At 60.8% G+C, this 25,680-nt stretch carries 20 protein-coding genes; 7 read left to right on the top strand and 13 right to left on the bottom strand.

Annotated features, from left to right (window positions below):
• Window positions 1-73 precede the first annotated feature (73 nt).
• The 3 genes from AACS24_RS18685 to crr are packed head-to-tail and all read left to right on the top strand — an operon-like array spanning window position 74 to window position 2,655.
• A complete protein-coding gene (locus AACS24_RS18685) occupies window positions 74-331 on the top strand; it encodes an HPr family phosphocarrier protein (protein ID WP_005303128.1) in 258 nt (85 codons plus the stop codon).
• 44 nt (window positions 332-375) lie between these two features.
• Window positions 376-2,103 (top strand): phosphoenolpyruvate-protein phosphotransferase PtsI, encoded by a 1,728-nt coding sequence (gene ptsI, locus AACS24_RS18680; protein ID WP_108571616.1) that lies wholly within the window; start codon window positions 376-378, stop codon window positions 2,101-2,103.
• Window positions 2,104-2,145: 42 nt separating this feature from the next.
• Window positions 2,146-2,655, top strand: a complete 510-nt coding sequence (gene crr, locus AACS24_RS18675) for a PTS glucose transporter subunit IIA (RefSeq protein ID WP_005303134.1) — start codon at window positions 2,146-2,148, stop codon at window positions 2,653-2,655.
• A gap of 106 nt (window positions 2,656-2,761) precedes the next feature.
• On the opposite strand, the gene AACS24_RS18670 is transcribed toward crr, so the two are convergent.
• The 3 genes from AACS24_RS18670 to pykF form a co-directional block, all read right to left on the bottom strand.
• Entirely contained in the window at window positions 2,762-3,700 is a 939-nt protein-coding gene (locus AACS24_RS18670) for a GGDEF domain-containing protein (RefSeq protein WP_108571615.1), read from the bottom strand.
• A gap of 410 nt (window positions 3,701-4,110) precedes the next feature.
• Entirely contained in the window at window positions 4,111-7,446 is a 3,336-nt protein-coding gene (mscK, locus tag AACS24_RS18665; protein WP_108571614.1) for a mechanosensitive channel MscK, read from the bottom strand.
• A 150-nt stretch (window positions 7,447-7,596) separates the two neighbouring features.
• Window positions 7,597-9,009, bottom strand: coding sequence for a pyruvate kinase PykF (gene pykF / locus AACS24_RS18660; RefSeq protein ID WP_108571613.1), 1,413 nt, complete (start codon window positions 9,007-9,009; stop codon window positions 7,597-7,599).
• Window positions 9,010-9,317: 308 nt separating this feature from the next.
• Here pykF and AACS24_RS18655 point away from each other — a divergent pair, with 308 nt between their 5' ends.
• On the top strand, window positions 9,318-9,563 hold the full coding sequence (locus tag AACS24_RS18655) for a hypothetical protein (RefSeq protein ID WP_108571612.1): 246 nt from the start codon (window positions 9,318-9,320) through the stop codon (window positions 9,561-9,563).
• Window positions 9,564-9,780: 217 nt separating this feature from the next.
• A complete protein-coding gene (locus AACS24_RS18650; RefSeq protein ID WP_108571611.1) occupies window positions 9,781-10,545 on the top strand; it encodes a DODA-type extradiol aromatic ring-opening family dioxygenase in 765 nt (254 codons plus the stop codon).
• A 65-nt stretch (window positions 10,546-10,610) separates the two neighbouring features.
• Here AACS24_RS18650 and AACS24_RS18645 read toward each other — a convergent pair whose 3' ends face one another.
• From AACS24_RS18645 to AACS24_RS18635, 3 genes are all read right to left on the bottom strand, one after another.
• The gene (locus tag AACS24_RS18645) at window positions 10,611-14,363 is read right to left on the bottom strand and encodes an AAA family ATPase (RefSeq protein ID WP_108571610.1); all 3,753 of its coding nucleotides are present in this window, start codon (window positions 14,361-14,363) and stop codon (window positions 10,611-10,613) included.
• On the bottom strand, window positions 14,360-15,586 hold the full coding sequence (locus AACS24_RS18640; RefSeq protein WP_108571609.1) for an exonuclease SbcCD subunit D C-terminal domain-containing protein: 1,227 nt from the start codon (window positions 15,584-15,586) through the stop codon (window positions 14,360-14,362). Before AACS24_RS18640 ends, AACS24_RS18645 begins: the two co-directional genes overlap by 4 nt.
• A 103-nt stretch (window positions 15,587-15,689) precedes the next feature.
• Entirely contained in the window at window positions 15,690-16,118 is a 429-nt protein-coding gene (locus tag AACS24_RS18635) for a GNAT family N-acetyltransferase (RefSeq protein WP_041208255.1), read from the bottom strand.
• 180 nt (window positions 16,119-16,298) lie between these two features.
• Between AACS24_RS18635 and rdgC the strand changes: the two genes are divergently transcribed.
• Window positions 16,299-17,210, top strand: coding sequence for a recombination-associated protein RdgC (gene rdgC / locus AACS24_RS18630; protein ID WP_033113354.1), 912 nt, complete (start codon window positions 16,299-16,301; stop codon window positions 17,208-17,210).
• Window positions 17,211-17,397: 187 nt separating this feature from the next.
• On the opposite strand, the gene AACS24_RS18625 is transcribed toward rdgC, so the two are convergent.
• Both AACS24_RS18625 and AACS24_RS18620 read right to left on the bottom strand, forming a co-directional pair.
• The gene (locus AACS24_RS18625; protein WP_108571608.1) at window positions 17,398-17,868 is read right to left on the bottom strand and encodes an FKBP-type peptidyl-prolyl cis-trans isomerase; all 471 of its coding nucleotides are present in this window, start codon (window positions 17,866-17,868) and stop codon (window positions 17,398-17,400) included.
• Between the two features lie 172 nt (window positions 17,869-18,040).
• Window positions 18,041-19,189: a sodium:phosphate symporter gene (locus tag AACS24_RS18620; RefSeq protein ID WP_108571607.1), complete on the bottom strand. Its 1,149-nt coding sequence runs from the start codon at window positions 19,187-19,189 to the stop codon at window positions 18,041-18,043.
• 249 nt (window positions 19,190-19,438) lie between these two features.
• Here AACS24_RS18620 and AACS24_RS18615 point away from each other — a divergent pair, with 249 nt between their 5' ends.
• Complete coding sequence (locus AACS24_RS18615) at window positions 19,439-19,813, top strand: hypothetical protein (RefSeq protein WP_108571606.1); 375 nt, start codon at window positions 19,439-19,441, stop codon at window positions 19,811-19,813.
• 93 nt (window positions 19,814-19,906) lie between these two features.
• On the opposite strand, the gene AACS24_RS18610 is transcribed toward AACS24_RS18615, so the two are convergent.
• The 5 genes from AACS24_RS18610 to AACS24_RS18590 all read right to left on the bottom strand — a co-directional run.
• Complete coding sequence (locus AACS24_RS18610; protein WP_041208258.1) at window positions 19,907-21,253, bottom strand: APC family permease; 1,347 nt, start codon at window positions 21,251-21,253, stop codon at window positions 19,907-19,909.
• Entirely contained in the window at window positions 21,253-21,489 is a 237-nt protein-coding gene (locus AACS24_RS18605; RefSeq protein WP_133164096.1) for a hypothetical protein, read from the bottom strand. The genes AACS24_RS18610 and AACS24_RS18605 overlap by 1 nt, the downstream gene beginning before the upstream one ends.
• 679 nt (window positions 21,490-22,168) lie before the next feature.
• On the bottom strand, window positions 22,169-23,512 hold the full coding sequence (locus tag AACS24_RS18600) for an APC family permease (protein WP_108571605.1): 1,344 nt from the start codon (window positions 23,510-23,512) through the stop codon (window positions 22,169-22,171).
• 366 nt (window positions 23,513-23,878) lie between these two features.
• On the bottom strand, window positions 23,879-25,168 hold the full coding sequence (gene gabT / locus AACS24_RS18595; RefSeq protein WP_042033089.1) for a 4-aminobutyrate--2-oxoglutarate transaminase: 1,290 nt from the start codon (window positions 25,166-25,168) through the stop codon (window positions 23,879-23,881).
• Window positions 25,169-25,423: 255 nt separating this feature from the next.
• The coding region (locus AACS24_RS18590) for an aldehyde dehydrogenase family protein (protein WP_146181433.1) at window positions 25,424-25,680 on the bottom strand (257 nt) is incomplete at its 5' end.

The following is a 25,680-nucleotide window of genomic DNA, read 5'->3' as shown; positions in this document are numbered from 1 at the left end:
ACTGACACGGTGGGTCAGGTTGTCTGAAAAGCGACCAGCTCACTAAAAAATATCAATAATATGGGGTGAAACCATGTACGAGAAGTCTGTTGTTATTACTGCTGAAAACGGCCTGCACACCCGTCCGGCAGCTCAGTTCGTGAAAGAAGCCAAAGAATTCCAAAGCGAGATCACTGTGGTCTCCGGTGGCAAATCAGCCAGCGCCAAGAGCCTGTTCAAGCTGCAGACTCTGGGTCTGACCAAAGGCACCAACGTGACTATCCAGGCCGACGGCCCGGACGCTCAGAAAGCCGTTGAGAAGCTGGTTGCCCTGATGGACGAGCTGGAGTAATCCAGCTTTATTCCTCCCCCACAGTCGTTTTAATAGGAAGGATTATGATATCTGGCATTCTTGCGTCCCCCGGTATCGCATTCGGTAAGGCGCTTCTTCTGAAAGAAGATGAAATCGTTATCAATCAGGGCAAGATCTCTGCTGACCAGATTGATGTCGAGATCAACCGCTTCCTCGAAGCCCGCACCAAGTCAGCTGCACAGCTGGAAGCCATCAAAGAGATGGCCGGTCGCACCTTCGGCGAAGAAAAAGAGGCCATCTTCGAAGGCCACATCATGTTGCTCGAAGATGAAGAGCTGGAAGGGGATATCAAATCCTTCATCAAAGATAACAAGGCATCCGCCGACAAAGCCATCTACGAGGTGATCGAACAGTACGCCAAGATGATGGCCGAGCTGGACGACCCTTATCTGCGCGAGCGCGCAACCGACTTCCGTGACATCGGTACCCGTCTGGTCAAGAACGTCCTGGGCATCGCCGTTGTCAACCTGAGCACCATCGACGAAGAGGTGATTCTGGTCGCCAAAGACCTGACTCCGTCCGAGACCGCTCAGATCAACCTGAAATATGTGCTGGGTTTCGTTACCGACATCGGTGGCCGTACCTCTCACACCTCCATCATGGCCCGCTCCCTGGAGCTGCCGGCTATCGTGGGCACCAACGACATCACCGATCGCGTCAAGAACGGTGAGATGATCCTGCTCGATGCCATCAACAACAAGGTTGTGATCAACCCGAGCGAAGCCGAGCTGGCCCAGTTCAAAGAGACTCAGGCCCGTTATCAGGCCGAGAAGGACGAGCTGGCCAAGCTGAAAGATCTGCCAGCCATCACGCTGGATGGTCATCAGGTCGAAGTGTGCGCCAACATCGGTACCGTCAAGGATACCGAAGGTGCCATCCGCAATGGCGCCGAAGGCGTGGGTCTGTACCGTACCGAGTTCCTGTTCATGGATCGTGACGCGCTGCCGACCGAAGACGAGCAGTTCAAAGCCTACAAAGAAGTGGCCGAAGCGATGCCGGATCAGCCGATCATCGTGCGTACCATGGACATTGGCGGCGACAAAGAGCTGCCGTACATGAATTTCCCGAAAGAGATGAACCCCTTCCTGGGCTGGCGTGCCGTGCGTATTTTCTTCGATCGCGAAGACATCATGCACGCTCAGCTGCGGGCCATTCTGCGTGCGTCTGCCTTTGGCAAACTGCGCATCATGTTCCCGATGATCATCTCTGTCGAAGAGTTCCGTAGCCTGAAAGCTACCGTAGAGACGCTGAAAGCCGAACTGCGCGCCGAAGGCAAAGCCTTTGATGAATCCATCGAAGTGGGTATCATGATCGAGACCCCGGCTGCTGCCGTCATGGCTCATCATCTTGCCAAGGAAGTGGATTTCTTCAGTATCGGTACCAACGACCTGACCCAGTACACCCTGGCTGTCGACCGTGGTAACGAGATGATCTCCGCCATGTACAACCCGCTGTCACCCTCCGTCCTGACCCTGATCAAGATGGTTATCGATGCATCCCATGCCGAAGGCAAGTGGACCGGTATGTGTGGTGAACTGGCTGGTGACGAGCGTGCCACCCTGCTGCTGCTGGGTATGGGTCTGGATGAGTTCTCCATGAGCGCCATCTCTGTACCGCGTATCAAGAAGCTTATCCGCAACACCAACTTCGAAGATGTGAAGGCAATGGCTGATCAAGCACTGAGCTTTGCCACCGCTGCTGAAATCGAAGCGTGCGTAGATAACTTTATTAAGCAGAAGGCAGTCTGCTAAGATCGGCTGCAAACAGCGACAAATCATCTCTAGGAGCTTTATATGGGTCTGTTCGACAAACTGAAGAAACTGGTTTCCGACGATAGCTCTGACACCGGCGGCATCGAAATCTTTGCTCCGCTGTCTGGCGAAATCGTGCCGATCGAAGATGTACCCGACGTAGTCTTCGCCGAGAAGATCGTCGGCGACGGCATCGCCATCAAGCCGGCTGGCAACAAGATGGTTGCTCCGTGCGACGGCACCATCGGCAAGATCTTCGAGACCAACCACGCGTTCTCTCTGGAATCCGACTCCGGCATCGAGCTGTTCGTTCACTTCGGTATCGACACCGTTGAGCTGAAAGGCGAAGGCTTCAAGCGTATCGCTCAGGAAGGCCAGCAGGTCAAGCGCGGCGACACCATCATCGAGTTCGATCTGGCCGTTCTGGAAGCGAAAGCCAAATCTACCCTGACTCCGGTGGTGATCTCCAACATGGACGAGATCAAAGAGCTGGTGAAGATGACTGGTGCCGTGACTGTGGGCGAGACCCCGGTGATCCGCATCAAGAAATAAGCCGTGACGGGCCAAGCGCCTGTTACTGCAACAAAAAAACCGAAGCCTTGTGCTTCGGTTTTTTTATGGCTGCGATCAGGGCCAGAACCCCTTTCCTCTCCTCCCTTTACTCTTTCGCGACCACCACCCGGTTACGCCCCTGCTCCTTGGCGAGATAAAGCGCCCGATCCGCCATCATCAGCAGGTAGTCGATGCTCTGATCGCCCCGGGTTGCGGCGCAGCCAAGGCTGATAGTGAGAGTGATAGCTTGTCCCTGCCATGGCATGACCTGCTCGCTGACCTGCTGGCGCAGCCGTTCGGCCCGGCAAGCAGCTTGCTCCAGCGTGTGGTCCGGCAAGATCAGCAGAAACTCCTCGCCGCCCCAGCGGGCCAGGCACTCCCCCGGTTGCAGCAGCTCAGTCATGGTTTCGGCAACGGCGCAGAGCGCCGCATCCCCGGCAGGGTGACCGTAACGGTCGTTGATCTGCTTGAAGTGGTCGATATCGCCCAGCACCAGGGCAAAGGCATCGCCCTGCATCCGGTGGGATTGCAGCTGCTGCTCGGCACCACGACGATTGCACAGCTCGGTGAGGGGGTCGGTACAGGAGAGGCGGCTCACCTCTTCCACCATGCACTGCAGGTCGTGAATGTCGCGGAAGGTGACGATATGGCCATCCGGGATTGCATCGGCCCCCAGCTGGGCCGTCACCACGAACCAGCGGTGCTGGCCATTCTTGCAGCGGATCAGGGCGGGTATCTCTGCGACTTCCAGCCCCTGTTGCAGTGACTGCTCTACCTCGGTGTGCCAGGCCTGAATGATCGCGCTGCGGTAGGTTGCATCCGGATAGGCGAGGCGAAACCAGCTGTCCATATCGGGCAGGTCGGTCAGGTCATACCCGAGCTGCTCGCGAAAGGCGCGGTTGAGAAAGCGATGGCGACGAACAGGGATGCTGTCACCGGTATCGGGCAGACCCTCGCGGCGCGCCACCGATTCTGACACCAGAATGGGGAGCGGTATCACATCAAAGGAGCGAAACAGGATCTGCTGCAGTTCTCTCTCTTCCATCGTCACGTGGTGCTCCCTGATCCTTTTGTCACTTTCTCTAACATAGGTTAGCCAGCGCAGGTGGTAAATGGATTTCTGGGGCACGGCGGAGGCGGGCTCTCGTCTCATCTGAAAGCAGGGAAAAAGGGGGGGGAGGAGCAGCATTTTGCACCAGATCGGATGGGGTCTGCTGCGTGTCTGCCGATGTCACCAGCGCGGCTTGCGGTAATGATTCAGCACGTTTAGTGGCTTATTTTATAAACCTTTTTGTTTATAAAATAACAGTATTCTGTCGCCAGAGAGGGCAACACCTGCCGGGTGGCCATCTCCCCAAGGCTTGCCGAGCCTCCTCCGATCCGCTGACCGATCATGTGAACGCAATAAAAAAGCCGCTCACACAGGTGAGCGGCTTTTCCTGAACTGCCTTCCCCTTAAGCGGGCTGCTTGCCCTCGTCAGCGGGAGGTGGCGGCAGGGCGCCGGAGTTGGATTCGACCTTCTGCTCCTCCCCCTGCATGTTCTTGATGTAGACATCCATCTGGTTGAAGGCGATCTCGATGCCATTCTCGCGGAACAGCTGGTCGATCTTGCGGTTCAACTCGTCCACCGCCGGGTTGCGATCTCCCAGTTCGCTCACGAAGAAGCGCAGCTCATGATCCAGGGTGCTGGCACCGAAGGTGAGGAAGTAGACGATGGGCGCCGGGTCTTTCAACACGCGGCTGTTCTCGTCCGCCGCCTGTTTGAGCAGGGTGCGGGTCAGCTCCAGATCGGAACCGTATGCCACGCCTACCCGCACGATCACCCGAGTCACGGTGTCACTCAGCGACCAGTTGATCAGACGTTCGGTCATCAGCTGCTGGTTGGGGATGATCACCTCTTTGCGGTCGAAGTCGGTCAGGGTGGTGGCGCGAATGCGGATCCGCGAAACGGTACCCGAGAAGGAGCCGATGGTGACGGTGTCACCGATCCGCACCGGACGCTCGAACAGGATGATGATGCCGGAGACGAAGTTGGAGAGGATCTCCTTCATGCCAAAACCGATACCGACTGACAGACCACCCGCTACCCACTGCAGCTTGTCCCACTGCACGCCCATCATGGAGAGGGCGGTCAGCGAGCCGAAGCCGATCAGTACGTAGTTGAGCATGGTGGTGATGGCGTAGGCCGTCCCCTGAGCCAGGTTTAGCTTGGAGAGCACCAGCACCTCCAGCAAACCCGGCAGGTTGCGTGCCAGCGACCAGGCACCGCCGAGCAGCAGGAGGCCGATCAGTACGTCACTCAGGCTGATGGGGAAGAGCACGGCATTGGCGCCGGTGCCTTCACTGCGGTGCCACAGCACCATGCTGTCGAGGTAGGAGAAGACCGCCACCAGATCGGACCAGAGCCAGTAGAAGGCGACGCCGAAGATCAGCATCAGCACGGTGCGAGTCAGACGCAGGGACTGCTGGCTGACATCCTCCAGATCCATCGGCTGCTCTTCGATGGACTCGCCACCTTCCGCATCTTCCGAGGACTTGTGCTCACGTTTGGCCACGGCGCGGCGGTAGGCCAGACGACGGGCCGCCAGCTCCAGCCCGCGCAGGGCGGTGCGGTAGACCAGGCTCCAGATGATCAGCAGATAGAAGGATTCGATCAGGCGACCGGTCAGCTTCAGCGCGGTGTAGTAGTAGCCGAGCATCGCCAGCACGATCAGCGCCACCGGGGCCAGTGCCAACGCAATGGCGGTCATGGTCTGGGTCATGCTCGCCTCGCCCTTGATGCGGGCGCGGGAGATGGGGAACACCAGATAGGCGGCCAGTGCCAACAGGATCAGGGTGAGAGCCTGACCGATCACGTCGTTGCCCAGGGTGGAGGGTTCTACCACCGCCTTGGTCGACAGCATGATGAGGGGCAGCAGCGGCAGCCAGAGGTAGCGCATGCTGTTGCGTTTGGCCTGCAGCTCGGCGCGCGGGATGCGGAAATGGGATTCACCGAGCCCGCCCGGGCGCATGACCGCCATGTAGATGCTGAATACCAGATAACCGAGGGCCAGGTTAAGGGTGATCTGGAAGATGAGCTTGGGGCTCAGCAGACCACAGTAGGTGAGCAGCAAGCCGCCCGCCAGAATGAACAGGCTGCCCGGCAGGCGTTGCAACAGGGTAAAGAAGAGTGCACGCGGGGTGTGCCACTGGCTGTCCTGACGGAAGCGGCCCAGATCCTTGGCTATCTTTTTCTGGCGTTCGGCCAGCGCTGGACGCTTCCACATCAGCAGGCCGCCGATCAGCAGCAGCGGGAAGGCGAGCAGGGAGACGCCGAGCAGTTCCTGACGCCACTGGCTCCAGTCCGGTTTCAGTACCCAGTCGGAGGCCTGTTTGTAGGCTTGGGCCGGCCAGCTGATGGCCCACTTGAAGTCGATCGGTTTGTTGCTGCTTACCCAGAAGATGTGCTGCTGCAGGGTAAATTCGATAGAGGCATAGACCCGCGCCAGCTGCTGCTGGGTCAGCTGCAGACTGATGGCGTTGGTGAGCTGGCTGTCGAGCTGGCGGTTGAGCTGATCGAGCAGATTGATGCGGGTATCGATCAGTTTGCTGAGACTCTCTTTGTCCTCCTCGCTGACCGGCTCTTTGCTGCCCTCGATCAGGTTGTCCAGATAGAGGTTCTTCTGGAACAGCTGGTCACGCTGCTGGCTCAGCTCGAACTGGGCCAGATGGAGGTCGGCGATCTGCTCTTCCAGGTTTTTGACGGCGATGGTGGGCGCCGCTTCCAGCTGTTGATAAAGCTGATAGAGGATGCGTGACAGCAGCAGATTGCCCTTGAGCATCTGCACCTGTTCGTTGAGGTTGCGTTCGGTCTGGGTGCCGCGCTCCAGCCAGCTCTTGGCCTGCAGGTTTTTCTGCACCAGCGAGTTGAGGTTGGTGGTGGCGCTGATGAGTTGCTGGCTGAGCTGGTGGTTGAGGACCTGCTCTTTTTGTACCAGCGGGCTGTCTTCGGTCGCCACCAGCTCGCCGGTCTGTTCGGCGGTTTTCTCGGTGTCGCCGAGGCGCTTGGCACTGCTCTGCTCCTGCAGCAGTTGCAGTTTTTGCTCTTCACTGGTGAGGCGGGCGTTCTGGTAGTCGCGCTGTTTGACCGCCAGATCCTGCATGCTGGTACGGTTGTCCATATCCTTTTGCAGCTGGGAAATTTGCAGGTCGAGCAGTGCCAGCTCTGTATTGAGCTTCATCTTCTCGGCGCTGCTGACGTTCTCGCCGGCAGTGAGACGGCTGCGGATCTCCTGACTGCGCTGATAGGCGCGGCTCATGCTGCTCTGGGCGCGCTCTGGCAGGGTTTGCAGGTTGGTGAGCTGGCTGCCGATGGCGCCGAGTGCCTCCTGGGCGGCCTGCATGTTGGCCAGCACATCGGGCTGGCGGTTGTCGAGCTCGGCCAGACTCATGCTGGCGTATTCACTCTTGATCTGCTCCGGGCTCTTGCCCTGGGTCAAGTCGTTGAGCTTGGCGCTGATGTCGCGTAGCTCACCCGGCAGATTGCGAATGCGCTGGGCTTGCGCCTTGGCTTTCGCCTCCTCCTTGTCGATGCTGTCGAGCAGGGCGAGGGTATCGGTCAGAAACTTCTGATCGTTTTGTTGACTGACGGTCAGGGTCTCGGATTTGCCCAGATTGTCCAGCGCCCGCTGGACTGTGGCGCGGGAGGGAACATCCTGCGCCATGGCTTGCGGAGCACCGCAGAGGCTGACGAGTAGGCAGAGCAGCGGCAACAGGATGGCCGATGCTCTCTTGAAGGGTGTTGATTGCATATAACTTCCGGGTTATTGCGCGGTAATTGGGAAATTTCCCACCTGGATTAAATCCGCGGGGATTCTAACACCGGCACCCTTTGCGAAGCAGGGGGGAGGGATAAAAAAAACGGCGCCCGCAGGCGCCGTTTTCAGCGTGTTCAGTTCCGATTAAAGAACGTGAACAGAAGCGGTGTTGGTGGTGCCGCTCGGTACCAGAGCACCGGAGACCATCACAACTACGTCACCTTTCTGGCCCATGCCGATTTCCAGCGCGGCTTCTTTACCGATGCGATAGAAATCGTCGGTAGAGGCAATGCTGTCAACCACGTGAGCAACCACACCCTTGGTCAGAACCAGCTGGGCAGCGGTCTTCTTGTTGGTGGTGATAGCCAGGATCCAGGCTTTCGGGAAGTACTTGCGGATGGCCTTGGCAGACTTGCCGCCTTCGGTGGCAACCACGATCAGCGGGGCGTCCAGCTTCTCGGAGGTCTCTACCGCACCTTTACATACGGCTTCGGTGATGCGTAGCTTGTTGCTGTCATTGGCAGCAGACAGGTTGGACGGCATCACGGCATCGGTACGCTCGCAGATGGTTGCCATGATGGTCACGGCTTCCAGCGGGTACTTACCCTTGGCAGATTCACCGGACAGCATGACTGCATCGGTACCGTCCAGGATGGCGTTGGCCACGTCGCCGGCTTCGGCACGGGTCGGACGCGGGTTCTTGATCATGGAGTCCAGCATCTGGGTGGCAGTGATAACCACTTTGCGGGCCTTGTTGCACTTGGCGATGATCATCTTCTGGGCGAAGATAACCTCTTCAACCGGGATCTCTACACCCATGTCGCCACGAGCAACCATGATGCCGTCGGAAACAGCCAGGATCTCGTCGAAGTTGTCCAGACCTTCCTGGTTTTCGATCTTGGAGATGATCTGGATGTTCTCGCCGCCGTGGGCTTTCAGGTGCTCACGGATTTCCAGTACGTCTTCTTTCTTGCGGATGAAGGAAGCAGCAACGAAATCAACGCTCTGCTCGCAACCGAAGATCAGGTCGCGCTTGTCTTTCTCGGCCAGGGCCGGCAGCTTGATGGAGACGCCCGGCAGGTTGACGCCCTTGTTCTCGCCCAGATCGCCGTTGTTCAGTACTTTACAGACAACTTCGCGCTCGGTGATCTCGATGACGTCCAGACCGATCAGACCGTCGTCAACCAGGATGCGGTTGCCGACGCGCAGGTCGTTGGCGAAACCTGCATAGGTCACGGCCACTTTGTCTTTGTTGCCAACCACGGTCTGGTCGGTGGTGAAGGTGAAGGTCTGGCCAGCAACCAGTGCTACGTCATTGCCACCTTCCAGCTTCATGGTACGGATTTCCGGACCCTTGGTATCCAGCAGGATAGCTGCGCGCTTGCCGGTCTCGGCCATCACTTCGCGCAGGTTGCGGATACGGGTGCCGTGCTCTTCGTAATCACCGTGAGAGAAGTTCAGGCGCATGACGTTCATGCCGGCGTCCAGCATTTTTGCCAGCATTTCTTTGGATTCGGTCTTGGGACCGATGGTGCAGACGATTTTGGTCTTTTTCATGTCAGTCTTCATGGTTAAGGAGTTTCCGCCGAGCAATATACACCAGTTTTTGGATTCTTTTTATGATCCAGAAACAACGTTTTGACCAGATAACGTTTTCTTTTCAGGGATAACGTTTTCCTGATGGTCACTTTTTAGAGCATGCATCCACTGGTCTGAGCTGATTGACGACAAATGTTGCCATCTGTGTCTTATTGGCGGAGAGAAGGTTCAGATGTTGTAAAATGACCACCTGCTCACTGTCACCGTCTTGTCACCAGCTTGCGCAAAGATGTTAGCCCATTGGCGCGCTTGTGAAGGGGAAACAGATGGAAAACAGCCCATGGGGTGGCCCGGTCCTGCTTTTGCTGGCGGGGGCACTGCTGCTGGCTCGTGCCATGCCTGACGCTATCTGGCCGGGCAATCACCACTGGCGCTCAGCCTTTACCGGCAACCACTCTGCCGAAGGAGCGGCACCGGTCTCGGCAGAGGTGGCCGCAGAGCGATTGCTGTTGCAGGAGTGGCTGGCGCAGGGGGCGGCGACCCGCGTGGCCCTTTCCGGCGAGAGGCATTGAACGGTCATCAGGTTGCGGGGCAACCGCAAAGCGGGCTAACCAGACGGGCTGCCCTCTTTTGACAATGGTGGGGCTGGCCATCTGATTATCAATAATGGGTTGATAGTGCTTATTCATTTAGCCTGATTGTTAACCTGTTGAGGCGAGCTGATAATGAATTCAGCGGCGTTGCCTTGTGGCAAAAATCGCCATCCAAACCCTTGCTGGAGTCACTGTTATGTCCCTCGTCCCCGTCTGGTTTATCTCTCACGGCGCACCGGATCTGGTGTTGCGTGATCAACCTGCCACCCGATTTCTGAGCACCCTGCGGCTGGGGGATCTCAAGGGATTGGTGGTCATCTCCGCTCACTGGTTCAGCCGCGAGCTGCAGATCAACGTCGAGCCCAATCCGGCGCTGATGTACGATTTTTACGGCTTCCCCGAGCCGCTCTACCGGATGCGCTGGCCAGCCAGCAGCCCCGAATGGTTACAGCAGGCGGTGGGTGATCAGCTGACGCTGGCGGGTCTGAGCGCGACCCCGGTGCGGCGTGAGCTGGACCACGGGGTCTGGTCGCCGCTTTCCCTGATCGACCCGGACAGCGAGATCCCGCTGGTGCAGATCTCCATCCCCGCCAGCTTCACCCCGACCCAGCTCTGGCAACTGGGGGAGGCGCTTGCCGAATTGCGCAGTCAGGGGATTGGTATCCTCGCTTCCGGCGCCATCACCCACAACCTGCGGGCGTTGGGGCCCGAGGGGTCGCCGGTGCCGCGCTGGGCCAGCCAGTTTGTCGACTGGCTGGAAGGGGCGATGGCGGCAGAGGAGCGGGAGGCGCTGCTCGACTATCGTCGGCTGGCCCCCGGGGCGGTGGAGTCTCACCCCCATGACGATCACCTGCGCCCGCTCTTTGTGGCGCTGGGGGCCGCGCAGGGCAAGGCACCGATCCTGCTGCACGAGAGCTGGGATGGCGGCAGCCTCTACATGGGGGCTTATCGCTTCGATTAACGAGCGCCGTGCAAGCAAGAGCCCGCCAATTGGCGGGCTCTTGTCGTTTTGGGGATTGGCTATGGTCAGGGGACGATCACCCGGCTTTCGCCGCCACCAAGGGCTTCAACCCTGACTTGCACGCCAATCCGCTCCACCAGGGTCTGGACGTGGGAGATAACCCCGATCTGGCGGCCGGCGGCCTGCAGGGAGTCGAGGCTGGCGAGCGCCAGATCCAGGCTGTCCGGATCCAGGGTGCCGAACCCCTCGTCGATAAAGAGCGACTCAACCTGGGTCTGCCGTGACGAGAGGCTGGAGAGGGCCAGCGCCAGCGCCAGCGACACCAGAAAACTCTCGCCGCCGGAGAGGGAGTCCACCGAGCGCACCTCGTCCCCCATGTCGAGATCCACCACCTGCAGCGCCAGATCGGTGCCGGGCACTCGCTCCAGCCGATAGCGGGGCGAGAGCTCGGCGAGCTGGGCGTTGGCTTCCAGCAGCAGGCGCTCGAGGGTGAGGCTCTGGGCAAAAGTGCGGAACTTGGCGCCGTTGGCCTGCCCGATCAGATCGCACAGCTTTTGCCAGTGATCGGCGACTGCCTGCTGGCTGGCGAGCTCCTGCTGCAGGCTGCCCGCCTTGAGGGCGGCCGCTTCGGCTTGCGCCAGCGTGCTCTTGCACTCGAACAGTTGCTCGTCGAGCTCGCGGCAGTGGGCTTCCAGCGCCGTGAGCCGCAGTACCAGCTCCTCCTGCGGCAGGGCAGCCAGCTCGGGGTGATGCTCGCGATAGCGTTCCCGCTTGCTCTCCTCCAGCGCCAGCGCCCGCTGCCGCTCGGCAAGGCGGGTGCGCGCCTCGCCAACCGCATCCTCCAGCCCCTGCAGGGCGGCGCGGCGCGCCTTGAGCTCATCGGGGCTGATGGCCAACAGCCGGCGCAGGTCGTATTCGGCGATGCCGAGGGTACTGGCGTGGGCCGCCCAGCGGCCCAGCACCTCCCGCTTGCGGCGGCTGCTCACCTGTTTTTCCTGCTCCACATGGGTGAGGCGGGTCTTGAGCTCGGTCTGCCGCTCGCGCAGGGTGCGGGCGCTCTGTTGCATCGCCTCCAGTTCGCTGGCGACCTGCTGCAGTCGTTGCTGCCAGCGGTTCTCGACCAGTGCGATATCCTCACCACCCAGACAGGCAGCGCGGCTGGTGAGCAGTCCCTGCCGCTGCTGCTCGTGCTCCTTGTAGTCCCGCTCCAGCTTGTGCAGCAGTTCGCGTTGGGTCTGCAGGCGCGCCTCCTGCGCGCTCAGGGCCGGGGTGAGACTGGCGATCTCGCTGGCCAGCCGCTCCCACTCGCTCTGGCCGTGCAGCCAGGCCTCGCAGGCCCGCTGCCACTCACGCCACTGCTGGCTGCCGAGCCACTGGCGCCAGGGTTGGCCAACCATCTGTTCATCGAGACGGTTGCCCCCCTGTTCGAGGCGCTGGCGCAGGGTTGTTTCCTGCTCGCCCATCGCCTTCACTTCCCCTTCCAGCGTGATGCGATGGCGGTCGGCCTCCTGCCACTGCTGCTCGAACTGCTGGTGCTGGGCGCCCAGCTGGCTCAGCTGCTGGCGAACCCCCTGCAACTGCTGCTGGCCGAGTTGGGCCTGACGCAGCAGTTGCTGGCTCTGGGCCAGCCCCTGCTCCAGCGTCTGGCCGTGGCCGAGCAGGGTGCTCATCAGCTCGTTCCACTCAATGGGGCTCTGGCGCAGTGGCAGCGGATGGCCCAGCAGGGTATCGCCTCCGAGCTGCAGCCAGCGCTGGGTCAGCTGCTCGGCGCGCGCCTCCAGCTCCGGCAGGTGCTGCTGGCGCACCGCCAGCTGGCGAGCCAGCTCCTGACGCTCGCTCTCGCACTGAATGTATTGGTGGTTGAGCTGCTCCCACTCCAGCTCCAGGCTGCGGGCCCGCTCCGCCAGTTGACCGAGAATGCCGGCCACCTGTGGCTGGCTCTGGCTGTAGGGGTGCTCCTCGGCGCCGCACAGCGGGCAGGGGGTGCCGTCGCTCAGGATATGGCGATACTGCTCGAACGTGGCCACCGCCCGGGACTGCTCCAGCGCGTGGCGCGCCTCGTCCCGCTGCAGGGCAAGCCGCTCGCGGGCGGGTGCCAGCTCTTCGCCAAGGGCGGCGAGTTTGCCGAGCGCCTGCTCCAGTTGGCCAATCTCCTGTTGCAAGCGGGTATGCTGCTCGCCGTGGTTGCGGCCATAGTCGGCCAGCTCCAGCAGTTGGCGCAGCTGACCCAGCTGTTCGGTCTGCTGCTGCCACTGCTCCTGCGCCTTGGCGAGGCGGCTCTCCCACTGCTGCTCCTGCAACTCGTTCTGTTGCTGTTGTAGCCGAGCTTGTTCCTGTTGCCAGTAGTCGCGCTCCTGCTGGCCCTGTTCCAGCTGGCGTTGCAGCTGCTGCAGGGCGCGCAGCTTGTGATCCCGCAGGGTGAGCAGTTGCTGCAGCTTGTCGGCATCCTCGGCCCAATCCTGCATGGCGGTGAGCAGGGGCTGCCACTGGCGGGCGACCGGTGCCAGCTCCTTGTTTTCTTCCAGCCAGAGGCTCCACTGCTGGTGCTGGCGCCTGAGCTGTTCCACCTGTCGGCTCTGCTCGCGCCACCCCTGCTCGAGGGTGAGCTGCACTTCCCGCTCCTGAGTCCCCTCCTGCTGGATCTTCTGCAACTGCTGCTGCTTTTCCCGAATGCGGGTGTCGAGCTCCTGTGCCCGCTTCAGTTCGGGTTGAAGGGCGCCCCATTCGCGCTCGGCGGCGATCTTCTCGGCCAGCAGCTGCTGTTCGGTGAGGGCGCTCTGCTGGGTCTGCTCCTCGAGTTTGGCCAGCTCCGGCCCCAACTCGGCGATCACCTTCTCCTGCTGCTGTACCTCAAGAGTGAGGCGGGCCAGCTCGTCGTGATCGGCGCGGGCCACCTGGGCCTGCTCGGCGCGGGCAAACTCCTCTCGCTCGGGAGCTGCCGCACCATGGGCCTGCATGGCCGCCTCCAGCGCGGCTTCAGCCTCGCTGCAACCTTGTTGCTGAGTGGCGATGCGGCTGTTGAGGTCACGCAGATCCTGCATCAGCTGCTGTTGCTGCTGTTCATGCTTGAGGCTGGTGGCGAGATTCACCTGCCGGCTTACCCACTGCTCGCGGTTCGCCTCGTCCATCAGCGCCACGTCGCCGAGGCGCTGAGTGATGGCGGCCAGCTTCTGCTGCTCTTCCCGCGCCCGTTCATAGGTCTGGATGGAGATGGCGGAGTAGAGCTCGGTGCCGGTCATCCGTTCGAGCAGGGCAGAGCGCTCGTTGGCGTCCGACTTGAGGAAGGCGGCGAATTCCCCCTGCGGCAGGATCACCGCACGGCGGAACTGCTCCCAGGAGAGGCCCACCAGCTCGTCGATGCGATCCTGCAGCTCCCGCTTGCTGCCGGAGAAGACCTGACCCGACTCGACATCGGTCAGGGTGCGCTCCTGCGCCTGAAAGCGCCCCTCTGCGCGGTTGCGGGCGCGGCGCACCGCCCAGCGGGCCAGCCAGATGCGGCCATCGCAGCCGCGAAACTGCACCTCGGCAAAGCCGCTGGCGTGACCGCGACTGAGGATGCCACGCACGTCGTTGGCCTTGAGCTTCTCCTCGTCATCCATGCGGCCCACTTCGGCCACGTTCTTGCGATTGGCGATAAAGCGCGGCATCTCGTCGTAGAGGGCGAGACAAATGGCGTCGAGCAATGTGCTCTTGCCGGCGCCGGTATTGCCGGTGATGGCAAACAGCCCCGCGGCGCCGAGAGCCCCGCGGGTAAAGTCGATGGTGAAGGCGCCGGTCAGACTGGCCAGATTCTCACCAGACAGAGACAAGATTTTCATTGGTTAGACTCCTTCACCTGCTCCAGGATCTCTTCAAACGAGGCGACCAGCTGTGCCTCGGGCTCCCCCTCGAACTGGCGCTGATAGCAGAGGCGAAAAACTTCGGTGGGGGAGAGCTCATCCAGCCTGCGCCGCTCGCGACCATCGGCCAGCCCTTCGCCCGAACCCTGATACTGGGTGCTGATGCGGGCCAGCCGCACCGGTTTGTCGGCGATGGCAGCCAGAATCCGCTCGCGGATGCGGGCCTCTGGCTTGGGCAGCAGCAACCGCACTTCGAGGAAGGGCTGTGCTTCTTGTGGACAAGGGGGGAGCGTCAGTGCCTCGATGGCTTTCAATGCGTCGTCGAGAGGGCTCTGGGGCAGGCGGATCATCTCGACCGCGCGTGGCACTGGAATGGATGCCACCGTGGTGAGCTTGCCCTCCGCAAAGGTCACTTCCAGCACCTGATGGTTGTAGTTGGCCTCGGCCAGCGATAGCGGCAGCGGCGAGCCGCTGTAGTGCACCCCGTCGGCCGGGCTCTGGGCCAGATGGAGGTGACCGAGCGCCGTGTAGTCGGCATCGGCAAAGAGTTCGGCAGGCAGGGCGTGCTGGTTGCCGCCGAGCACCCGCCGCTCTGAAAGCTCGGAGAGCTGGCCCGCCGCCAGATAGGCGTGGCCCATGGCGATGAGCGGCAGATCCTCGCCGCAGCGGGCGCGCCCTTCGGCCAGCACCTCGGCGTAGATTTGGCGCACCCCTTCGATCAGCCGGTCTTGCCCCTCTGCCAGCTGCTCCACCCGCAAGTCGCTGCTGCGCAGGAACGGCACGGCGGCGCACCAGGCGGCAATCTTGCCCTCCTTGTCTTGCAGCGGCACCAACAGGCGGTCGGTGTCGAGTTTGCCATTGCCATCACGGCTGATGCTGCCCACCAGATGCAGGTCAAAGGCGCGCAGCAGCTCGTGGGGGGCATCCAGCTTGGAGGGGGAGTCGTGGTTGCCGCCAATCAGTACCATGTTGAGGTGGGGCATCTCGGCACGCAGCCTGGCCAGAAAACGGTAGAGCTGTTGCCAGGCGTTGGCGGGGGGATTGGCGGTATCGAACAGATCGCCGGCCACCAGCAGGGCGTCGATCTCGCGCACCTTGAGGGTGTCGGTCAGCCAGTTGAGGAAGGCATCGTGTTCAAAACGGCGGTCGTGACCATGGAGTTGATGGCCAAGATGCCAGTCGGCGGTATGGAGGATTTTCATGAGAAAGCAACCCGGATCCTGGGATGGTGCCGGTGGCACCCGATGGTGACAAGATGAGGATGCCCCGTGCTTTTTTCAAGTAAAACAGGGGGCTGCCGTCAGTTCATGCGGGTTCGCAGCACATCTTGTACTGGGGGTGCCCGGTGAGGGGATCGGACTCCTCCGCCTCGATGACGAAGCCGTGGCGGCGGTAGAAGCGCACCGCCTGGGAGTTTTCCACGAAGACTCTGGCGTGGAGCGACGCACCCTGACGCTTGGCCTCCTGCAAGAGGGCGTGGCCGACGCCGCGTCCCTGTCGGTCGGGGCGCACAAAGAGGGCGGCGAGGTAGTTGTCCACCAGCGCCATAAATCCGAGCAGGTCACCGCGCTCCTCGAACACCCAGATGTGGGCGTGATCGAGGTAGCGGGTGCGCAGATCCTCCTGAGCCTGCCACCAGCAGGAGGCATCGACGAAATCGTGGGCCTGCAGGGAGGCCAGCAACCAGATTTCGACGATCTCGTCCATGTCTTCGGGGCGACTGGGCCGCAACATATCTTCATCCTTGTTAACAACTTCACCTTCGCAGTCTAGGGGAACTTGATGACAGTTCCGGTAACCGGGATGGCACCCTGTGAAGTCGATCGCCCTTTATTTAGCAAGAATGATTGGCTGATCACAAAGCGCCTCTCTAGTACAATGCCCGCCGGACAATCTATCGAGACCGAGGACGCCATGTGGTTTAAAAACCTGCAGATTTATCGCTTTACCCGCCCCTTCGACCTGACCGTTGAGCAGCTGGAAACCCAGCTGGAGGCCTGTGCCTTCACCCCTTGCGGCAGTCAGGACATCTCCCGGTTCGGGTGGGTCAAGCCCCTTGGCAAATTCGGCTCAACCCTGACCCACAGCGCCTCCGGTCATATCCTCATCTGCGCCCGCAAGGAGGAGAAGATGCTGCCCGGTACCGTGGTCAAGGAGATGCTGGCCGAGAAGGTAGAGGCGATCGAGTTCGAGCAGGGCCGCGCCCTCAAGAAGAAAGAGAAGGAAGCGCTCAAAGAGGAGATCCTCCACACCCTGCTGCCACGCGCCTTCAGCCGTACCAGCCAGACCTTCGCCTGGATCAACCCGGCAGACAACCTGATGGTGGTGGATGCGGGCTCTGCCAAGAAAGCGGATGACCTGCTGGCACTGCTGCGCAAATCCATCGGCTCCCTGCCGGTAGTGCCGGTGGCCCTCAAGAACCCGCCCGAAATCACCATGACCGAGTGGCTGAACGAGGGCAATCTGCCTGCCTCCTTCACCTTGGAAGATGAAGCCGAGCTGCGCAGTGCCATGGAGCACGGCGGCATCATCCGCTGCAAGCAGCAGGATCTGATGACGGATGAAATCAAGAACCACCTGGCCAACGACAAGCTGGTGACCAAGCTGGCCCTCAACTGGGGCGAGACCGTCAGCTTCGTGCTGGGGGATGATCTCTCCATCAAGCGCCTGAAGTTCAGCGAAGAGCTGCGCGAGCAGAACGACGACGTGACCAGCGAAGATCCGGCCGCCCGTCTGGATGCTGACTTCGCCTTGGTGACCGCCGAGCTTTCCCAGTTTATCCCGGCGCTGTTTGCCGCCCTGGGTGGTGAAGAGCAGTCCATCTAAGTTGGCTGACTCTGCCTGATTGCAAAAAACCGCCTTCGGGCGGTTTTTTTGTGGGCGCTGATGGCCAGAGTTCATTCCAAACAGAGAGGGCCGACTGATGGTCGGCCCTCTCCGAGCTGCGGTTGACTGGATACCCGGCAGCGCCACGTCGAAGATCAGCTCGGGCGTGGGATTTCGCCACAGGGGATTATTTGATACCCAGCAGCTCCACATCGAAGATCAGCACGGATCCCGGCGGAATTTTGCCGGCGGCGCGGTCACCGTAGGCGAGGTTGGCCGGGATATAGAAGCGGGTCTTCTCCCCTTCCACCATCAGCTGAACCCCTTCAGTCCACCCCTTGATCACCTGATTGAGGCCAAACTCGATGGGCTCGCCACGGGCAACCGAGCTGTCAAAGACGGTACCGTCCAGCAGCTTGCCCTCGTAGTGCACCTTCACCTTGCTGGCGGCAGTCGGGTGAACGGTGCCAGTGCCCGGGGTCAGCACTTCGTACTGCAGGCCGGAGGCGGTGGTGGTCACCAGCGGTTTCTCCTTGTTGCTGGCGAGGAACTCGGCCCCCTTGCGAACATTATCTTCGGCCAGCTTTTTGTTGCTGCTGCTGGAGTAGAAGTAGTAGGCGACACCGGCAACCAGCAGCGCGATCAGTATGAATTTCATCGGTTTTCCTATTCCAAGAAAGACAAAGAGTGCAATGAGGGGCCATCTTATCGCGCACCGTCCCTGATGGCGAGCCACAGGGCGGGAGGATGTGAGCGGGCAGGCAAAGCAGGGGGACGCAGACGTTAACAGGGGCGAGTCGGTGACTCGCCCCTTGTCATGGCGGCAGCGCTTACTTGGCGGCCACCATCATCAGGGCAGGCAGGGCGAAGAAGAGACCCGCCACATAACCGAGCGCCAGCAGCTTGTTCTCGCTGCCAATCCGGGCCAGCCCTTCGGCGGCGCGCACCGGCAAGTCACGCAGGAACGGCAGGCCGTAAATCAGCACCACGGCGAAGACGTTGAACAGTACGTGGACCAGCGCGATGGTCAGGGCCAGCTGGGCACCGGCTCCGCTGATGGCGGTGGCAGCCAGCAGGGCGGTGATGGTGGTACCGATATTGGCCCCCAGAGTGAAGGGGTAGAGCTGGCGAGTGCTGAACACGCCGCCGCCGGCCAGCGGGATCATCAGGCTGGTGGTGGTGGAGGAGGACTGCACCATGATGGTCACCAGCGCACCGGAGGTGATGCCGCTCAGCGGGCCACGGCCCAGCGCCTTGTGCAGCACCTCTTTGGCGCGGCCAACCAGCACCTTCTGCAGCACTTTGCCCAGATAAGTGACGCTGGCAAGGATCAGCAGGATACCGATGACGATGGTAGCGATGGCGGCACCCTTGCCCGGCAGGAAGGAGACTGCACTGTCGATCAGCTGCTGGGCCGGTGCGGTCAGCGGCTTCATGAAGTCCATGCCCTTCATCGACATGTTGGCAGAGCCCACCAGCATGTTGGCCAGCCACTCGGCGCTATGTTGCAGCAGACCGAACATCAGCTCCAGCGGCAGGAAGATGACCACGGCCATCAGGTTGAAAAAGTCATGTACGGTGGCGGCGGCGAAGGCGCGGCGGAACTCGGTGCGGTCGCGGACATGGCCGAGCGAAACGATGGTGTTGGTGATTGTTGTGCCGAGGTTGGCACCCATGACCATGGGGATGGCCATGCCGATGGGCAGGCCGCCGGCAACCAGACCGACGATCACCGAGGTCACAGTGCTGGAGGATTGCACCAGCGCGGTCGCCAGGATGCCGAGCAGCAGGGCGACGAAGGGGTTGTTGGCAAACGCGAAGATCTGGGCTGCGCCCTCGGCGCCGCCGGAGAAACCTTTGAAACCGTGGGAGACTGCGCCGACGGCTACCAGGATCAGGTAAACCAGGGCGATGACACTCATCCAGTTGAACAGGGCGCGGGTCGCTGACTGCTGCTGTTGGGAGTCACTCTGTTGCATAAAGCCTCTTGGGACGGCCGTGCCGTCTTGGGTTGTTGATGACCCGCGCATTTAATCAGTGGTTAATGACAGAAATATGACAACGTGACATTTCGATGATGTTTTTATGACGACGAGCTGCGGCGACAAGCGTTGACCGAGCCGGTTGGCTCTGGGGTGGCAAAAGGGGGGACGAAGGCACTGTCGCCTTGCCAGCCGGGACGTGATCGCTACACTGCGCCCCTTTATTGGCAAGCAGGAGTAAACAAGATGATGCGTGCATGGATCCTCTCTCTGTCGCTGGGGCTGCTCTCGGCGGGGGCACAGGCCAGCCTGTTGAAAACAGATTGCAACCTCGACAAGGCCCTCAAAAACGAAGCGGTTAATGCCACTCTGGGGGTCAAGGGCAACTGTGATACCAGCAAGCTGGTGAAGCAGGAGAAAGAGAAGGTGAAAGCCGAGGTGCAAAAAGGCCGCACCGACCTGCTGGGCGAGAAGCGCACCGACCTCAAGGAGAGCGGCAACGGTATGCAGCAGAAGATGGACAAGGCAAACCAGCAGCTGCACAAGGCGGAGCAGGATGCCAAAACCATCGCTCGCGATCCGCTCAAGGCTGCGGCGACCGCCGTGCTGGATAAGCAGTAAGCAGACCGGGCTCAAGCCCGTGTGACCGGCAACAGACCGGCAGCAAAAAGGGGAGCCATGGCTCCCCTTTTGTTATGCGCTATCTGCAGGCGATCAGGCGTCGGCCGCCTCTTCGTACTGACGGAACGGGATACGGAACACCGCCAGACGCAGGAACAGATAGGTCACGCCGAGACCTGCCCAGATCAGGCCAAGCTCGAGGGAGCTCTGCTCCAGGTTGATCCAGAGGGCGCCGATGGTGGCGGCACCGAGCAGCGGCATCAGCAGATAGACGATGTGGTCCTTGAGGGTCTTGTTGCGCTTCTCGCGTACCCAGAACTGACCGATCACTGACAGGTTGACGAAGCTGAACGCCACCAGCGCACCGAAGTTGACCAGCGCCAGCGCGGTATCGAGATCAAACGACACGGCGGAGAGAGCCAGCGCACCAACCATCAGCACGTTGATGGCCGGAGTGCGGTATTTCGGGTGGATATAGCCAAATACTCGCTCCGGGATCATGTGGTCACGCCCCATCACGTAGAGGATGCGCGACACACCGGCGTGAGCCGCCATGCCGGAGGCCAGCACCGCGACCGTGGTGCAGACCAGTACTACCGACTGGAAGAAGGTGCCGCCGACGTAGAGGGCGATCTCCGGCAGTACCGCATCCGGATGCTGGAAGCGGGAGAGGCTCGGGAAGTAGAGCTGCAGGCAGTAGGAGACCACCACGAAGATGATGCCACCGATAAGGGCAGTCAGCACGATCGCTTTGGGGATCACCTTGCCGGCATTCGGGGTCTCTTCGGAGAGAGAGCTCAGCCCGTCAAAGCCCAGGAACGAGAAGCAGAGAATGGTTGCGCCGGTGAAGAGCGGCACCAGCTGTGCTGACTCGAAGTGGAACGGACGGCTGCTCATTAGGGTGCCGGCGCCTTCGCCGTGGTAGATGCCCCATGCCATCAGACCGATGAAGATGGTGATGATGGCCAGCTGGATCACCACGATGAGACCATTGAAGTTGGCCACCAGGTTGATGCCGCGCAGGTTGAGGAAGGTCATCACGGTCACCAGACCGAAGATGAAGACCCAGGGCTCGACACCCGGGAACATGGCGGTCAGGTAGATCTTGGCCAGCAGGATATTGATCATCGGCATGAACATGTAGTCGAGCAGGGAGGACCAGCCGACCATGAAACCGATGTAGGGGTTGAACACTTTCTGGGCGTAGGTATAGGCAGAGCCCGCAGAGGGGAACTTGCGCACCAGATGGCCGTAGCTGAAGGCGGTCAGCAGGATGCCGCCGAGGGCCAGCAGATAGGCAGTGGCGACCCGGCCTTCGGTGATGTCACCGACGATGGCGAAGGTATCGAATACAGCCATGGGGGTCAGGTAGGCCAAACCCATGACGATCACTTGGGTCAGGGTCAGGGTTTTGAGCAGCTTGGCGCCTTGAGATGCCATTACGCTTTCTCCTCAATCAGTGCCGCAGCACGTGCTTGCAACGAGTACAGGATTGCGGTGGATTCGCAGGCCTGCAGATCAAAGGCGCCGGGGAGGCGCAAACCGGTATTAGCCGGCAGGAAAGCATTGAAACGCCCCATGTTTTTCCTCATTAACGTCGGGAGATTGTTGGCAATCTCGGGTATCACTTCCGGAACGTTTCCGGCCTCTTGTGGTGGGTTTGCACTGCTCTTCAAAATACAAAAACCGATGTCGCAGTGAACATCGGTCCTTTATTGGCGGCGTATTGTGCATTCGGGATTCCCCCTTGACAAGCAATAATCGGCTCAATATCGCATTTTTTTGCATAAGCGCAGCGAAGGTAAGTGGTCACTCGCCCCCTGTGGCTGACCCCGTGCCGCCCCCCTCTTTACGGGGGCATAGAGGGGGACTATGCACTATTTCCCTGCTGTGCGAAATTTGTCCTTATTGTCCCTGCAGGGCGCATTGCGCCTCAAGATTGATCCTGATCATATTTGCCGCCATCACCCGGGTAGTTGCCCAACCTCCCGGAGGCGTTGCTGGCGGGAATAAGGGGGTTGGCGGGGGAGAATAGCAATTGCATTTTTAGTCATTAAAGTGACTAAATTAAATGGTTTGTCTGGTCAGTGCCATGTCACGGAGGGCGATAGTGGCGGGGGCCGATTTGAAAGCAGTCACATTTTCAGCAAAAAGCGCAATGGCAAAACATGCGGGACGGCCAAAAGGTGGCGGTCATAACCGCATCACACAGAGCAGATCAGGGGATCGCCAGAGCGGTGAAGGAGAGCCACCGCAAAGCGTTAAAACGGGGAGCAACGCGCTAAAAAATCAGCATGACAGAGTAAAAACAAAGGAGCCCGCAGGCTCCTTTATCGTTTTATCCGCGCGGCTGGCTTATTGCACCAGCTCCTCGCTGGTGCGCAGCGGAATGCGGAACACCGTCAGGCGCAGGAAGAGGTAGATGGCACCGAGCGCCGCCCAGATCAGCCCCAGCTCGAAGGAGGAGGGCTCAAGGTTGAGCCACAGCACCCCGATGCAGGCAGCGCCACAGAGCGGCAGCAGCAGATAGATCAGATGATCCTTGAGAGTCTTGTTGCGACCGAGCTTCACATAGAAGTGGGCAATCACCGCCAGATTGACGAAGGTGAAGGCCACCAGCGCGCCGAAGTTGATCAGGGCCAGCGCCATCTCCAGATCGAACGAAACGGCGGAGAGGGCGAGCAGGCCGACCAGCAGCACATTGCAGGCCGGGGTCTGCCACTTCGGATGCACGTAGGAGAAGAAGCGGCTCGGCAGGGCGCGGTCCCGCCCCATCACATAGAGCAGGCGCGATACGCCGGCGTGGGAAGCGAGCCCGGAGGCGAGTACCGCCACCGTGGTACAGACCAGCACCACCGCCTGGAACAGCTTGCCGCCCACATAGAGGGCGATCTCCGGCAGCACCGCGTCCGGATGCTGGAAGCGGGAGATGTCCGGGAAGAAGAGCTGCAGGAAGTAGGAGGTGGTGACAAACAGCACACCGCCGATCAGCGCCGTCAGCACGATGGCGCGGGGGATGACCCGATCCGCGTCCGGGGTCTCTTCCGACAGGGTGCTGATGGCATCAAAGCCGAGGAACGACAGACAGAGGATCGAGGCCCCCATCAGCAGCGGCGAGATGTTGATCTGTTCGGAGAAGAAGGGACGGCTGCTGGCCACGGTGCCCAGCCCCTCGCCATTGTGCACGCCCCAGGCGATCAGGCCGATAAAGACGGCGATGATGCTGAACTGCATGATGACGATGACGCTGTTGAAGTTGGCCACCAGCTTGATGCCGCGCAGGTTGAGGGCGGTCATCACCGCCGCCAGACCGAAGATATAGGTCCAGGGCTCCACCTCGGGGAAGAGCGCCTGCAGATAGATCTTGGCAAGCAGCATGTTGATCATCGGCATGAACATATAGTCGAGCAGGGAGGTCCAGCCCACCATAAAGCCGACATAGGGGTGAAACACCTTCTGGGCATAGGTATAGGCGGAGCCTGCCGACGGGAACTTGCGCACCAGATGGCCGTAGCTCAGGGCGGTGAACAGCATGCCGATCAGGGCAAAGAGGTAGGCGGTAGGGACATGGCCTTCGGTGATCTCGGTGACGATGCCGAAGGTGTCGAACACTGCCATGGGGGTGAGGTAGGCAAGACCCATGACCACGACCTGCCACAGTTTCAGGGTCTTTTTCAGACCAACCGGTTGGGCGTTCATCATGCCTGTTCCTCACGCGGTGCCGGGGCGGCACACTCCATCAACGAAACCGGGAAAGAGGCCCGGGAATCAAGGGCGCCGGGGTGGCGCGCACCGGGCAGAGCCGGTCGGAAAGCATTGAGATGCCCCATGTTGTTCCTCACTGAATGTGGTGTCGGGAGATTGCTGCCAATCTCGCTATCTTTTCCGGGGTTGATCCGGCCTCGTTTATGGGTTTGTTCACTGTACAAAAAAGGACCGGCGAGATGTGGTAATACCGGTCCTTGCAGTGGCGGCGCATTGTGCATTTGCAGGGCCCCCTTGACAAGAAAAAAAGGGGGCAAAACTGCATTTTTTTGCACAGGTTAGCGGTTACTTTCCTGCTGGTCAGGCCAGCGCGGCCTCCAGTGATTTTTCAAGGATTTGCATCCCTTCGTCAATCACTGCCGCCGGGGCGGTCAGCGGGGCGAGAAAACGGATGACATTTGCGCGTACCCCGCATGAGAGCAGGACCAGACCGCGTTTGCCCGCCTCGGCCACCAGACGTTTGGTGAGGTCGGGATCAGGCTGGTCGGCATTGCGCTGTTTCACCAGCTCCATGGCCACCATGGCACCGGGTCCGCGAATTTGGCCTATGCAGTCAAAACGCTCGGCTATGCGTTGCAGTCCCGCCTTGATCTGCTCACCCTGATCCAGTGCTTTCTGGTTGAGTTTTTCCTCTTCGATCACCTGCAAGACCGCCAGCGCGGCGGCGCAGGCGATGGGGGAACCGGCATAGGTGCCGCCAAGGCCGCCCGGCTTGGCCGCGTTCATGATCTCTGCCTTGCCCACCACGGCGGAGAGGGGGAAGCCGCCCGCCAGACTCTTGGCCAACGTCATGATGTCCGGCTCGATGCCGGCATATTCGGTGGCGAAGGTCTTGCCGGTGCGACAGAAGCCGCTCTGGATCTCGTCGCAGATAAGCAGAATGCCGTGCTGATCGCAGATGCTGCGCAGCTTTTGCATAAAGCTCGGGGAGGCGGGATAGAAGCCCCCTTCGCCCTGTACCGGCTCGATGATGATGGCGGCCACCCGGCTCGGCTCGATGTCGGCGCTGAAGCAGAGGTCGAGAGCATGCAGGGCATCCTCTTCACTCACCCCCAGATAGTCGGCGGGGAAGGGGATGTGGTAGACCTCGCCCGGGAAGGGGCCAAAGCCGGTTTTGTAGGGGACCACCTTGCCGGTGAGCGCCATCCCCATCATGGTGCGGCCGTGAAATCCCCCCTTGAAGGCGATGGTGCCGCTGCGACCGGTGTGGGCGCGGGCAATCTTGATGGCGTTCTCGACCGCTTCGGCGCCGGTGGAGAGAAACAGGGTGCGTTTCGGGGTCGGGCCTGGCACCAGGGCGTTGAGCTTTTCGGCAAGCTCGATATAGCCCGGGTACGGGGTGACCTGAAAGCAGGTGTGGCTGAATTTTTCCAGCTGCTCACGCACCGCCGCCACCACTTTCGGGTGGTTGTGGCCGGTGTTGAGCACGGCGATGCCGGAGGCAAAGTCGATGTAGCGGTTGCCCTCCACATCCCACAGCTCGGCATTTTGCGCACGGTCGATAAAGACCGGCAGCAGGGTACCAACGCCGTTGACCACGGCCGCTTCGCGGCGCGCTTGCCACGCCTTGTTTGATTCTGACTGACTCATCTTTCCTCCCTGAGGGGCCCTGGCCCCGAAATTCCCTGACTGAATGGGTCGCGGGCGATTTGTCGCCCATGGCCGCCGACCGGTCCATCGGACGGAGTCGGCGGCCTACTCTCTGTGTGGCAAAAGCGCCTGAATGGGCCTGACTGGCTATGTTTCGGCCCTGTGGCGCAGATTGCGCTGCGAAATCTATCTACTTAAGCGATGGATTGATGGGTAAGGCATCCGAAATGGCGATACCTTACCCCTATCACAGGGCTAGCGAATGGCGCCAAAGCAGAGGTATTTGGTCTCCAGATACTCCTCCAGCCCTTCGGCTGCCCCCTCCCGACCCAGACCCGACTCCTTGATGCCGCCAAAGGGGGCCAATTCGGTTGAGATGATCCCCTCGTTGATGCCGACCATGCCGTATTCGAGCTGCTCGGCGACGCGCCATACCCGGGCGATATCGCGGCCATAGAAGTAGGCGGCGAGGCCATAGGGGGTATCGTTGGCCAGCGCGATGGCCTCGGCTT

The sequence above is a fragment of the Aeromonas sp. HMWF016 genome, from assembly GCF_963878195.1.
GTDB classification, from domain to species: domain Bacteria; phylum Pseudomonadota; class Gammaproteobacteria; order Enterobacterales; family Aeromonadaceae; genus Aeromonas; species Aeromonas lacus.
The sequence above is the reverse complement of the archived record's forward strand: the minus strand, read 5'-3'. Positions and strand labels throughout refer to the sequence as shown.